This window comes from Arthrobacter sp. 24S4-2 (assembly GCF_005280255.1).
Classification (GTDB): domain Bacteria; phylum Actinomycetota; class Actinomycetes; order Actinomycetales; family Micrococcaceae; genus Arthrobacter.
In genome coordinates, this window is record NZ_CP040018.1 from 4,173,033 (window position 1) to 4,186,145 (window position 13,113).

The window sequence follows — 13,113 nt, forward strand, 5'->3', positions numbered from 1 at the left end:
CGAAAGCCGGCCCGTTCCTAGTGCCTGGTGTTGCTAGGGCTTACCACTTGCCCTTACGGTTGAAGCCGCCCTGTCCGCCTTCGTTGCCGTGGCGGGGCTTGCGTGAGCCGTCGCCGTGACCGCCGAAGCGGGAGTCACTGGCCTGGCCGCGGGTGGCGCCGCTGTCAGCGCCAACGGTGCGCTCCGAACGGTCGCTGTACGAACGGCCGCCGCGGTCGGCGGAGGAACGCTCGCCGTCGCTCTTGCGGAATTCCTTCTTGAACCCGCCGTTGCCCTTGAAGTTGCCGCCACGGTCTCCGCCGCCGGAGTAACCGCCGCGGTCGCCGCCACGGGTGCCCTGGTAGCCGCCACGCTCGCCGCCGCCACCGGACGGCTTGCGGCCGTTGTCCAGCTCCAGGTGGATCAGCTCGCCGCCGATCCGGGTGCGGGACAGGGCCTTGAGCTGGTCGGCGCTCAGGTCCGCCGGAAGCTCCACGAGGGAGTGGTCCGAACGGATGTCGATGCCGCCGATCTGGGCCGAGGAGATGCCGCCTTCGTTGGCAATGGCGCCAACGATGGAACCCGGCATGACGCGCTGGCGGCGTCCGACGGCGATCCGGTAGGTGGCGTTGCCCTCAGTCAGGGTGCGGGTGGGGCCACGTGAGCCGAAGCCGTCCTTGGCGCGCTCGCGCTTCTGGAACTCGGGGGCAGCAGGCAGTTCCTTGACCAGGAGCGGCTGTCCGCCCTGCGCCATGACGGCCAGCGCGGCAGCGATCTCTGCGGCCGGAACGTTGTGCTCTTCCTCGTAGGACGCGATCAGGTCGCGGAACGCTGCCACGTCTTCGGACTCGAGCGTCTCCGTGATGCGCTCGGCGAACTTGCCCAGGCGCAGCGTGTTGACGGTCTCGGCGGTGGGCAGGTGCATCTGCTCCACCGGCTGGCGGGTTGCCTTTTCGATGGAACGCAGCAGGTACTTTTCCCGCGGGGTCATGAACAGCACGGCGTCTCCGCTGCGGCCTGCACGGCCGGTGCGGCCGATGCGGTGGACGTAGGACTCGGTGTCGTGCGGGATGTCGTAGTTGATCACGTGGCTGATGCGCTCAACGTCAAGGCCACGGGCCGCGACGTCGGTGGCCACCAGGATGTCGATGCGGCCTTCCTTCAGCGCATCGACAGTCCGTTCGCGCTGCTGCTGCGGGATGTCACCGTTGATGGCGGCAGCCTGGAAGCCACGGGACCTCAGCTTGTCCGCCAGGTCCTCAGTGGCCATCTTGGTGCGAACGAAGGCGATGACGCCGTCGAACTCTTCAACCTCGAGGATGCGGGTCAGTGCGTCGAGCTTGTGCGGGCCCATGACCTGCAGGTAGCGCTGGCGGGTGTTCGCACCGGTGGTGGTCTTGGACTTCACCGAGATCTCAGCCGGGTTGTTCAGGTACTGCTTGGACATCCGGCGGATCTGGCTCGGCATGGTGGCCGAGAACAGTGCAACCTGGCGGTCCGAAGGCGTCTGCTGGAAGATCTGCTCCACGTCTTCAGCGAAGCCCATGCGGAGCATCTCGTCGGCTTCATCCAGCACGAGGTACTGGAGTTCGGACAGGTCCAGCGAACCCTTGGAGATGTGGTCGATCACACGGCCGGGGGTACCGACAACAACCTGGGCGCCGCGGCGGAGGCCGGCGAGCTGGGGGCCGTAGGCGGAGCCGCCGTAGACGGGGAGGACGGTGAAGTCGTCAATGTGCTTGGCGTACGAGGTGAAGGCCTCGGCAACCTGGAGCGCCAGTTCGCGGGTGGGAGCCAGGACCAGGGCCTGCGTCTTGCGGGACGGGCCGTTGAGGTCGTGAAGCTCGGCCAGGCGGGACAGTGCCGGTACTGCGAATGCTGCAGTCTTACCGGTACCGGTCTGGGCCAGGCCCACGACGTCGCGGCCTTCAAGGAGCAGCGGAATGGTGGCTGCCTGGATGGGTGAGGGCTTCTCGTAGCCGACATCCTGCAGGGCAGCGAGGACGCGGGGGTCGATGCCGAGGTCCACGAAGCGGATGCCTTCAGCTTCGGTGTCAGTTTCGCCGCTGGTCGGGTCAGCCTTGGGGGCTTCAGCCTTCGGGGCTTCTTCAGACTTCGGGGCTTCAGCCTTGGGTGCTTCTTCAGACTTCGGGGCTTCTTCAGCTACAGGCGCTTCCGCAGCGGCGGGGGCCTCGGTGAAAACAGGGGCAGCGCCGGCTACCGGGGTAGCGTTTTCGGCAGTGGTGTCGACGGTTGCGGCTTCGGCGGTGGCGTCGTTGTGATTTTCGGGCATAGGGGAGTTTTCCTCATCCATAGGGGGCCAGGCGGCACAACCCGAGGTGAGCGGAGCCGCAGTGCATGTGCCGTTTGGACGCCGGGCAGACATTGACCGGCCGGTCACGTAGAAGTCCGGCGCTTTCGCAATCCCGTGGCAGGACTTCCCGCTGCATCTCTTGGCTGCTATCCCAGCAGTCTGTACAGCGTTTTCTTTAGCCGGCTCTCCCTATGAAAATGCCCGCATCGCTTGTGCGGGCCCCAACACTTGCCAGTCCTGCCTCAAAAATTGGGCAGGAATAAGGGATTTCCGGAGTGGGGGATATTTCAAGTGTAAGGCATGGTTCCGGGTTGTACTAACCCGGCGGCCACCCAGGGGCGGTGACGTTGCGCACATGGGCCCGCACAGCGGGCGCACATGGGCCGCGCAGCCCGCCCCCGGGAGGGTGGAACCGGGCCCGCCGAGCTAGACGCCCAGGCGCCGCTGCAGCTTCTCGAATTCCTCGTGGTACTCCGGCTGCAGGCGGATCTCCCCGTCCGCATCGGCATCACGCAGCGCTTCGATGTCCTCCAGGGTGGGATCACTGAACCACTTGCCGATCGTGACGCCGTGGGTGGGGACGAACAGCCGGTGGATATGGTCGCCGGCCTGGACACTTCCGGTCCTGATGACGCGGAGGTAGGTGCCGACGCGGCCCGCGTCGGTGAAACGCTTGACCCACTGGTGTTGGTCCATCCGGCGCTGGAACGTGGCGCAGGGAACACGGGGTGAGGTCACTTCGACTTCGACGTCAAGGCCGATCTTCCAGCGTTCGCCGATGACCGCACTAGTGGTCCCGATGCCCGCGACCCGCAGGTTCTCGCCGAACACTCCGGGCGGGAGCTCCCGCTGCAGCTCCGCCACCCAGTAGTCGGCGTCTTCCTGGGAGTACGCATACAGTGCCTGGTCAACGCCGCCGTGGTGGATCCGGCTCGCCTGGATGTCCCCGTGGAGGCCGAGCTTGTGGACCTTGACCGGGCCGTCCACAGCACGCTTGTCGATGGCCGTGACGCCGACGCTCCCCTCGTCACTCAGAAGCTGGTGTACCCGGCAGACGGCAAGCACAGATGCGGTGTCCATGGCACCAGTCTAGGTTCTTCCGCCGCGATTCCGCGGGCACTGCCCGGACGGACCCGGCACCGGACCGTACGGGCGTCTTCCGCAGGGCTTCACGGATCGAAGCGGTATCCCATCCCGGCTTCCGTGTGCAGGTGCCGCGGCTTGGACGGATCCTGTTCCAGTTTGCGCCGCAGCTGGGCCAGGTAGACGCGCAGGTACTGCGTCTCCTTCGCGTACGCCTGTCCCCACACCTGGGTAAGGAGCTGGTGTTGGCTGACAAGCTTCCCCGCGTTGCGCACCAGAAGTTCCAGGATGTTCCACTCGGTGGGGGTGAGGCGGACTTCCTGCCCGTCCCGGACCACCTTGCGGGCGGCCAGGTCCACCACGAAGTCGGCCGTCTCGACGGTGGGCGTCTCGCGCTGCCCGGGCGACCGCCGCGATGCCGCCCGCAGCCGTGCGAGGAGTTCGTCGAGGCCAAAGGGCTTGGTCACATAGTCGTCCGCCCCGGCGTCGAGGGCGTCCACTTTATCCTCGGAGGCGTGCCGGGCGGACAGGACGATGATGGGCACCGAGCTCCAGCCCCGGATCCCCCGGATGACGTCCACGCCATCCATGTCCGGCAGCCCGAGGTCCACCACCACGATGTCCACCGGATGCTGGGCGGCGAGCTTCAGCCCGTCGGCGCCAAAGCCCGCGGTGATGGCCTGGTATCCGTGGGCCCGGAGGTTGATCTGCATGGCCCGCGCCAGCTGGGCCTCGTCTTCGATGATGAGTACAAGGCTCACGGCAGCGGCCCCTCCCACAGCGGCAGCGTGACCACCATGGTCAGCCCGCCTCCCGGCGTCGGCTCCGCCCCCAAGGTGCCGCCCATCGCTTCGGTGAAGCCGTTGGCCACAGCGAGGCCCAGCCCGATGCCCACGTTGCGGCCGCCGTCGGTGCGCTGGGAGTCGTTCAGCCGCTGGAATGGCCGGAACATCTCCTGCACTGCCGCCGGGGCCACGCCCGAGCCACCGTCCACCACCCGGAATTCGCTGGCGGGGCGGGTGCCCAGCGCGATCCCCTCCCCCGCCCGGGCTGTCAGCACCACGTCTGCTTCCGGTGCGTATTTGAGCGCGTTTTCCACGAGGTTGGCCACCACGCGTTCCAGCATGCCGGCGTCCGCCTCGATCCGGGGCAGGTTGGGCGGCATTTCCACCCGGATCCGGGTGGAAGGCAGCCCCCTCAGCGCGTCGGGCAGCACGTCTGCCCAGCCCAGCCCCCGGAGGAGCGGGTTGACTGAATCGGCCGTGATCCTGGACATGTCCAGGAGGTTGCCAACCAGGTGGTCCAGGCGGTCCGCGGAGTCTTCGATGGTGGCGAGCAGTTCGCGTTCATCCTCCGGGGAAAACCGCACATCCTCCTGGCGCAGGCTGCTGACCGCCAGTTTGATGCCCGCCAGCGGTGTCCGGAGGTCGTGGCTGACTGCCCGCAGGATGGACGTCCGCATTTTGTTGCCCTCGGACAGCCGCTGGTTGTCCTGCATGCTCGCCACCAGTTGCCTTCGCTCCAGGATGGCCACCAGGAACGCTCCGAAGGCGGCCAGCATCCGCTGGTGCTGTCCGGAGAACTGATGGCCGGCCGGCGGGCCGCCGTTGATCAGCAGGGTATAGCGGGAATCGACGGCGGCGGCGTGGTCCGCCGCGGCGTGCGTCACCGGCGGACTGGTCCCGGCGCTGGCGAGCACCGTCCATTCGGCGATGCCGGTGCCGGGACCGCGCCCGGGGGCCGCCTTCCGCGGTTCCCTCGGACCGCCAGGGGAACTGACTGCCACGAGCGTGACGGCCTCCACCCCCAGCCTGCTTCGGACCTTCTCGAGGAACGTCTCCAGGCTGCCGTCGGAACTCAGGATCCGAAGCGACAGCTCGCTCAGCGCCGTGGCTTCGGCTCCGGACCTGGCGGCCTCCTGCGCCCGGCGGGTGGCGAGGCCAACGGCCAGGGCCACGCTGCAGGCGACGGCCAGGAACACCAGCAGCGTGAAGAGCGTGGACGGATCGGCGATGGACAGCGAGCCCACGGGGTCGGCAGAGAAGTAGTTCAGCAGCGTCGTGCCAAGGACTGCAGCCACGACGGCGGGCCAGAAGCCTCCGATGGCGGCCACTGCCACGGCGACGGCCAGGTGCAGCAGCATGATGATGGCGAAGTTCCGGTAGCCCGCTAGCGTCACTCCGACTTCAACGGCGGGCGGCAGGACCACTGCCAGCACCATGCCCAGGACAAAGCGGCTCCACCCTATTCCCTGGACGGCCGAGCGTGCGGTCCCGGAACGGACGGGGCCGGAGCGCGCGGTGCCTGAACCGGCGGATTCAACTGCTGCCATGGCTCCATCTTGGCATGGGTACTTGTACCCCGATTTTCGTTACCCGCACCTGCTTCCAGGTACTAGGCTGACTTAAGGTTTATGCCCGCTCTGTGTTGCCGTCCGGCCTGGCCGGACGGCGTTGCCGGGCGGCGGCCCGCCGCGGCGTGGCCGGTCACAGTTTCAGCATGGACAACCAAGGGGACCCATGGACCCGCAGGACCCGCACCAGGATCCGCACCAGGATCCGTCGAACGATCCGACGAAGGATCCGAAGCGCAAGCGTTCCGGGGAAACCGGCGCGGACGGCGCAGCATCGACGCCCGGCGGCCCCGAAGAGCCAGGTGCCTCCGCTCCCGGCTGGATGACTTCCCCCGAAGATTTCACCCCTCAGCCTCACCACCCTGCGACGGGCCAGCTGCCGCCATGGCAGGTCCCCAAGCCGGAGCTCCGGCCGGACCTGCTCAGCGATTCAGCGGCCGGGAACCAGCGGCCAGATGGCGGGAAGAAGGCAGGGCGGGGAAAGCAGGGCGCCGCCGCAGGGCATGGGCAGGCAACGGCGCCGGGACCGGTTCCCGGAGGGGGACCGATCATCGATCCCTTCGAACGTGAACGCGAGCGTGAGGCAGCGGCACGGAAGAAGCGCTCGCAACGCCGTACCGTCGTCGTCGGCCTCGGCGTGACTGCCCTGCTGGCCGGCACCATCACCGCCATCGTGGCCAGCAACGAAGCGGAAGCCGACTACGCGCAGGTCTGCTTCAACGATGAGACCGGCGAGCGCGTGGACGACACGCAGTGCAACAACAGCAGCAGTGCGGGCCGGAGCTCCGGCATCTACGCCTGGTACTTCTACTCGCGCGGCGCCAGCGTCCCGGCCGTCGGGCAGAACAGGTCTCAGTACCCCAGCTTCACGAAGACCGCGCCGCAGGGTGCCAAGACGTCCACCGGGTACAGCACCAAGGGCGGCACAGTCAGCAGGGGCGGCTTCGGCAGCAGTTCCAAGGGCGGAAGCACGGGTGGCTAGGGCGTGAAGAGACTGCAGGCGACTCCGCGGCCCGACTGGAAGCAAAAAATCGAGGAACAGGGGCTGGTCTTTTCCACCACCACCACGCCGGACGGCAAGAAGATCGAGTACTGGAACGAGTCCGCGTACTACGAATTCAGCATGGACGAGGTGGAAACCCTTGAGAAGACCGCCGAGGACATGCACCTGATGTGCCTGGAGGCAGCCAAGTACCTTGCCACCGGAGCCATGGGCAACATCGGGATCGGGCCGCAGGCACTCGAACTGGCTGCTGAATCACTGCAGGCCGGGGATATGGACATCTACGGCCGCTTCGATTTCGTGTATGACGGCCGGGGCGGTCCGGCCAAGATGCTGGAGTACAACGCGGACACTCCCACGGGCCTGATCGAGGCATCGGTGGCGCAGTGGTTCTGGCTGCAGGATGTGTTCCCGGAGAAGGACCAGTGGAACGGCATCCATGAAGCCCTCATCCGGCAATGGAAGAAGCTGCAGTACCGCACCGGCATGAGCACCCTGCACATTGCCCATTCCGAAGCCGAACAGTCCGGCGAGGACTGGATGACCGCTGCCTACATGCGCGACGTCGCCGGCCAGGGCGGATGGACCACCATCGGCATCAACATGTCCGACGTCGGCTGGGACCCCAACCTGAACCGCTTCGTGGACCTCGACAACTTCATGATCAGCACCATCTTCAAGCTGTATCCGTGGGAACTGATGATGAAGGAGCCCTTCGGCCAGCGCCTGCTCCAGCGTGCCCACAATCCGCGATGGCTGGAGCCCGCCTGGAAGATGCTGCTGTCCAACAAGGCGCTGCTGGCAGCCCTGTGGCACCTCTTCCCGGACCACCCGAATCTCCTCCCCGCGTACCTCAACGAGCCCGGGCCGCTCAAAGAATGGGTGGCGAAGCCCCTGCACGGCCGCGAAGGGGACAACATCCGGATCCACGCCGCCGGCATCAACATGGAGCAGCCCGGCGGCTACGGCCGCGAGGGCTGGTGCTACCAGCAGTTCCATTCCCTTCCCGACTTCGAGGGCAACCACCCCGTGCTGGGCCTGTGGGTGGTGGACGGCGAGTCCGTGGGCTGCGGCATCCGTGAATCCGACGGCCCCATCACCGATTACTTCTGCCGGTTCGTCCCCAACACCATCGACGCCCCGGCACCACTTTCAGTCCAGGCCGCCTCGGCCTCCTCCAGCAAAGCAGGTATCGCACTATGAGCACAGGGACGCCGACGGCGGGAAGCAAGTCCGGCGGTCAGCCGCCGGCAGTTCCGTCCAAGGGACTGCGCGCCGGCATCCTGGACCTGGGCGACTCCGTCATGCTGGGCCTGGCCTCCACCGCCCCCGTCTATTCACTGGCGGCCACGCTCGGCCTTATTGTCGCGGTCAACGGCAACTACACGCCGCTGATCCTGCTCCTGGGGTTCGTGCCCGTGCTCTTCATCGCCTACGCCTTCCGGGAACTCAACAGCGCCATGCCGGACTGCGGCACCACGTTCATCTGGGCCCGGCGGGCCTTCGGTCCGTGGGCGGGCTGGCTGGGCGGCTGGGGAGTTGCACTGGCCGGCATCGTGGTGCTCGCCAACCTGGCGCAGGTGGCCGGGAAGTACCTGTGGCTGCTGATCGGAGACGGTTCCCTGGCCGAAAACGACCTGGTGGTGACGGCCACCGGTGTGCTGTTCATCGTGTTCATGACCCTGGTGAACTACCGCGGCATCCGGCTGGGCGAGCACGTCCAGCGCGTGCTGACCTATGTGCAGTATGTCTCGCTGGGCATATTCGCGCTGGCGATCGTTTTTAGGATCACGGGCGGGGCGCCCGAGGGCCAGGCGTTCGACATCGAGTGGTTTAACCCGGCCGGCGCCTTCGCCGATCCCGGCGCGGTGGTTCACGGGGCCCTGCTGGCGCTCTTTATCTACTGGGGCTGGGACACGTGCCTGGCTGTCAACGAGGAAACGGAAAACCCGGCCCACACGCCCGGCCGCGGTGCCATCATCTCGGCGTTCGTGCTTGTGGCGATCTATGTCTCCGTGGCCCTGCTGGTGATGATGTATGCCACCGTGGGCACGGACGGAATCGGCCTGGGCAACGAGGCCAACCAGGACGACGTGTTCCTGGCCATGAAGGACGTGGTGCTGGGGCCGTGGGGATGGCTGATCGTGGTGGCCGTCCTGGCATCTGTGCTGTCTTCCACCCAGACCACCATCCTGCCCACCGCCCGCGGCACCCTGTCCATGGGCGTCCACGGAGCACTGCCCGCCAAGTTCGGCGAAGTCCACGAGCGCAACCAGACACCGGGGTTCTCCACGCAGGTGATGGGTGCCGCCGCCGTGGTGTACTACGTGGCCATGAGCTTCCTGAGCCAAAACCTGCTCTCAGACTCCATCAGTGCCATCAGCCTGTTCATTGCTTTCTACTATGCGCTGACCGGCTTCGCGTGCTTCTGGTTTTTCCGCGGCACCCTGCGCGATTCCGCCCGCAACCTCTGGTTCCGCGGGATCCTGCCGCTGCTGGGCGCGTTCCTCCTGACCGCCGCGTTCTTCATCTCCGCCGTGCAGATGTGGGATCCGGCCTACGGCGATTCGGAGATCTTCGGTGTGGGCGGCGCGTTCGTCAGCGGCGTGGTGCTGCTGGCCCTCGGCGTGGTGCTGGCGGTGGTGTGCCGCTTCGCCCCCGCCACGCGGGGCTACTTCGTGGCGCGGCAGCCGGTTTCAAGCACGCGGTAGCAGCGGCGCGCAGGAGCAAACCCGTAGGATGCTCCAATGAGCAACGCTGCTGACGTTCCCGCTGTTCCGGACCCCTCTGACGTCCTGGCGCTTGATGCCCTGCTGACCGCTGAGGAACTGGCGGTCAGGGAGCGGATCCGCGACTTCACGGAGCAACGGATCAGGCCGGACATCGCGCGCTGGTACGACGACGCCGTCTTTCCCCTGGACCTGGCCCCGGAACTCGGCGAACTGGGCGTCCTGGGCATGCACCTGGAGGGCTACGGCTGCCCCGGCCGGTCCGCCGTCGAGTACGGCCTGGCCGCGATGGAACTGGAGGCCGGGGACTCCGGGATCCGCACGTTCGTGTCGGTGCAGGGGTCCCTGGCCATGACCGCTATCCACCGGTGGGGGTCCGAGGACCAGAAACAGGAGTGGCTCCCCCGGATGGCCGCCGGAGAGGTGATCGGCTGCTTCGCCCTCACGGAACCCACAGCGGGGTCCGACCCGTCCTCCATGACCACCGTGGCCCGCCGCGACGGGTCCGGGGACGACGCCGGCTGGGTCCTCGACGGCGCCAAGCGCTGGATCGGGCTCGCCTCCGTTGCAGGGGTGATGGTGGTGTGGGCCATGACCGACGACGGCGTCCGCGGCTTCCTGGTGCCGGCAGGCACGCCCGGGGTCACCGCGACGCCGATCGGCCGGAAACTGTCGATGCGCGCCTCGATCCAGTGCGACGTGGTGTTCGACGGCGTGAGGCTGGGACCCGAGGCCCTTCTGCCGGGTGCCCGGGGCCTGCGCGGGCCCTTTACCTGCCTCAACGAGGCGCGCTACGGCATTGCCTGGGGCGCCATGGGTGCCGCCCGCGACTCCTATGAAGCCGCCTTGGAGTACTCACAGGAGCGGCTGCAGTTCGGGCGGCCGCTGGCCGGCTACCAGCTCACGCAGGAGAAGCTGGTCAACATGCTGCTCGAGATCCAGAAGGGTACGCTGCTGGCCCTTCATCTGGGCCGGCTGAAGGACGCCGGCGCACTGAGGCCGGAGCAGATCTCCCTGGGCAAGCTGAACAACGTGCGTGAAGCCCTGGCCATTGCCCGCGAGGCCCGTTCCATCCTGGGCGGCAACGGCATCACCCTGGATTACTCGCCGCTGCGGCACGCCGCCAACCTGGAGTCGGTGCGCACCTACGAGGGCACCGACGAGGTCCACACCCTCATCCTGGGCCAGCACATCACCGGCATCGGCGCCTTCCGGTAAACGCCGTTCCGGCCCAACTAGGTAGCAGCAAGTGTCGTTTTGAGGGCCCATAACGACACCTGCTGCTACCTAGTTGGGTAGGACGCGCCGCTCAGGCCGAGAAACCGCCGTCGGCCTTGATCAGCTGGCCCGACACCCACCGGCCCTCCCGCGAGAGCAGGAAGGCCACCGTTCCCGCCACATCCGCCGGTGTTCCCAGCCGCCCGCCGGGCTGGCGCCGGGCGAGGTCCTCCCGAAGCGGCGCGTCCATCCAGCCGGTGTCCACCGGACCGGGATTCAACACATTTGCCGTGATGCCGAGCGGTCCCAGCTCCCTCGCCGCGGCAATGACCGTCCGGTCCAGCGCTCCCTTGGAAGCGCCGTACGGCAGGTTGAACGCCGTGTGGTCGCTGGTCAGCGCCACGATCGCGCCGCCGTCGTGCGATGCCTGCCGGGCAAAGGCGGCGATCAGCTGCCAGCTGGCCCGGGTGTTTACGGCAAAGTGCCTGTCCCAGCTGGCCAGGGTGGTGTCCAGGATGCCGGAGTCCACGGACTCCGCGTGGCTGAGGACCATGCCCTGCAGCGTCCCGGCCTGATCTGCAACGTCGGCCATGAGCCGGTCCACCGCGAGCGGATCCTCCAGATCCGCAGGCAGGGCGAGTATTCGGGCGCCTGTGGCCTCCAGTTCGGCAATGAGGCGTTCGACGTCGTCAGGCTGGACTCCCCAGGGCATCCGGGAGTCGTACTCCTGCCAGTAGGTCAGCACCAGGTCCCAGCCGTCGGCGGCCAGGCGGCGGGCAATGCCGGCGCCGATTCCGGCGAGGCGTCCGACACCGGTAACCAGCGCGGTCTTGCGCTGCTCGACCGTCTGGGGCTCGGCGGGCTGCACGCCAACGGGCTCCGCCGCAGGCTGGCCTTCCGGGAACAGGCTCACGCCGGCACCTCAGCCAGTGCGCCGCGCCGCAGCACCACCAGCCAGCAGGCCAGGATGGCAACACCGCAAAACACTCCCGCGCTGGAGGCCATGATCCACGGAACCGGGGTCTGGAAGTCCAGGTTCTCCGCTCCGAGGGCAGTGCCGATGCTTTTAGGTGAAAAGAAGAACACCATAATCGATGCCCCGAGCACGCCTCCCATGACCCAGCGGGTTGCCCGGTGGCGGTGTGGTGTCTCCCGCAGGGTCCAGGCGAAGGCCGGGAGGACCGCCGCCATCCAGACCCAGTGGTGGGACCACGAGACGGGGCTGATGAGGAGCATGGTGAGGGCGGTCGCCGAAATGGCCACCACCCGGGCGCCCTGGTCGCTGGCGGCCTTGATGACCAGGGCACCCACGCCCGCCACCAGCAGGCTCAGCAGCAGCCACGGGAGGGTGATACCGGCTTCGGGAACGCCGAAATGCAGCAGCGCGCCTTTGAGGGAGAGGTTGTCCACGTAGCCTGCGCCGCCGATCCGGGACGTGTCGGGGAGGATCTCCAGCCAGAACTGGACGGACTCCGCCGGGCGGACCAGCCAGCCCAGAACCACGGTGAAGGCGAAGCCGCCGGCCATGTTCATCAGCCCCCGCCAGTCCTTGCGCACCAGGAAGTACAGTCCGAACGCCAGGGGCGTGAGTTTGATGCCGGCCGCGATGCCCACCAGGAATCCGCTGCCCGGAAATCCCCGGTTCCAATGCTGGTTCCTGGCCAGGAGGTCGGCTGCCATCAGGCCCATCAGCAGGATGTTGATCTGCCCGAATGCCAGGGTCTCGCGCCAGGGGCCGAGATTGATGACGGCCAGCAGCAGCACCACAGCACCCCAGCGGTTCCGGGTAGCTGTGAAACCGGCGGCCCCAAAGGTGCTGCGCCAGTCCTGTTTGGCGCTCCAGTACCGCACTCCCCGCACCGCGACCCAGACGGCCACGGCCACCCCGGCCGTGTTGAACAGCCTCAGCGCCGAATCCTCCGGCAGCCTGGCCAGCAGGCCGAACAGCAGCGCGGCGAACGGCGGATACGTGAACGGCAGCTCCGGCCCTCCGGCCCAGCCCACTGTCAACCGGTAGAGGCCCGACGGCGCCTGGCCGGCGTCGTTGAGGATCTTGCCGCCGTGCCAGTACACGCTGAAGTCGAGGCCCTGCTCGCCCCAGGCTTCGAGCCTGGAGGACAGGAACACCGCGGCCGCCAGCACGGCCAGCAGGGTCACCAGCTCAGCCGGGATGCCGACTGCCAGCCGGCTCCGCGACCACCTCGCGACAGTCCTGGTTGCAGAAGTCCATGTTGCAGCACTTAGGGCGCGGGGCTGGATGTTCTTGCCGGCAGCGGGCCGTGTTCCGGCGTCGAGCTCTTTTTCGGCGTCGAGCACTGCCATCCGGTATCCCCAAACGTTGTTCCTGCAGAGCTGCGCCACTGAAGGCGCTTTGCGCGCTGTATCGCGATGTTGTGACGGCTGACTCGCGCCGGATTCGGCGCCTCGTCCTCAC

The 13,113-nt window shown here is 67.5% G+C and carries 10 protein-coding genes; 4 read left to right on the forward strand and 6 right to left on the reverse strand.

Annotated elements, in window-relative coordinates:
* Window positions 1-40 precede the first annotated feature (40 nt).
* The 4 genes from FCN77_RS19380 to FCN77_RS19395 form a co-directional block, all read right to left on the reverse strand.
* The gene (locus FCN77_RS19380) at window positions 41-2,272 is read right to left on the reverse strand and encodes a DEAD/DEAH box helicase (protein WP_137323566.1); all 2,232 of its coding nucleotides are present in this window, start codon (window positions 2,270-2,272) and stop codon (window positions 41-43) included.
* 447 nt (window positions 2,273-2,719) lie between these two features.
* The gene (locus FCN77_RS19385) at window positions 2,720-3,373 is read right to left on the reverse strand and encodes an MOSC domain-containing protein (RefSeq protein ID WP_137323567.1); all 654 of its coding nucleotides are present in this window, start codon (window positions 3,371-3,373) and stop codon (window positions 2,720-2,722) included.
* A gap of 89 nt (window positions 3,374-3,462) precedes the next feature.
* Window positions 3,463-4,137 (reverse strand): response regulator, encoded by a 675-nt coding sequence (locus FCN77_RS19390; RefSeq protein WP_137323568.1) that lies wholly within the window; start codon window positions 4,135-4,137, stop codon window positions 3,463-3,465.
* Window positions 4,134-5,708: an ATP-binding protein gene (locus tag FCN77_RS19395; RefSeq protein WP_137323569.1), complete on the reverse strand. Its 1,575-nt coding sequence runs from the start codon at window positions 5,706-5,708 to the stop codon at window positions 4,134-4,136. Before FCN77_RS19395 ends, FCN77_RS19390 begins: the two co-directional genes overlap by 4 nt.
* A gap of 343 nt (window positions 5,709-6,051) precedes the next feature.
* Here FCN77_RS19395 and FCN77_RS19400 point away from each other — a divergent pair, with 343 nt between their 5' ends.
* The 4 genes from FCN77_RS19400 to FCN77_RS19415 are packed head-to-tail and all read left to right on the forward strand — an operon-like array spanning window position 6,052 to window position 10,679.
* Window positions 6,052-6,711 carry a Tat pathway signal protein gene (locus tag FCN77_RS19400; protein ID WP_254679044.1) on the forward strand — a complete coding sequence of 220 codons (660 nt, stop codon included), beginning with the start codon at window positions 6,052-6,054 and terminating at the stop codon, window positions 6,709-6,711.
* Window positions 6,712-6,714: 3 nt separating this feature from the next.
* Window positions 6,715-7,935, forward strand: a complete 1,221-nt coding sequence (locus FCN77_RS19405) for a glutathionylspermidine synthase family protein (RefSeq protein ID WP_137323571.1) — start codon at window positions 6,715-6,717, stop codon at window positions 7,933-7,935.
* A complete protein-coding gene (locus FCN77_RS19410; protein ID WP_137323572.1) occupies window positions 7,932-9,443 on the forward strand; it encodes an APC family permease in 1,512 nt (503 codons plus the stop codon). Before FCN77_RS19405 ends, FCN77_RS19410 begins: the two co-directional genes overlap by 4 nt.
* A gap of 36 nt (window positions 9,444-9,479) precedes the next feature.
* Window positions 9,480-10,679, forward strand: a complete 1,200-nt coding sequence (locus FCN77_RS19415) for an acyl-CoA dehydrogenase family protein (RefSeq protein WP_137323573.1) — start codon at window positions 9,480-9,482, stop codon at window positions 10,677-10,679.
* 91 nt (window positions 10,680-10,770) lie between these two features.
* Here FCN77_RS19415 and FCN77_RS19420 read toward each other — a convergent pair whose 3' ends face one another.
* Both FCN77_RS19420 and FCN77_RS19425 read right to left on the reverse strand, forming a co-directional pair.
* Window positions 10,771-11,547, reverse strand: a complete 777-nt coding sequence (locus FCN77_RS19420) for an SDR family oxidoreductase (RefSeq protein ID WP_137324867.1) — start codon at window positions 11,545-11,547, stop codon at window positions 10,771-10,773.
* Between the two features lie 41 nt (window positions 11,548-11,588).
* On the reverse strand, window positions 11,589-13,001 hold the full coding sequence (locus FCN77_RS19425) for a glycosyltransferase 87 family protein (RefSeq protein WP_137323574.1): 1,413 nt from the start codon (window positions 12,999-13,001) through the stop codon (window positions 11,589-11,591).
* Window positions 13,002-13,113 lie beyond the last annotated feature (112 nt).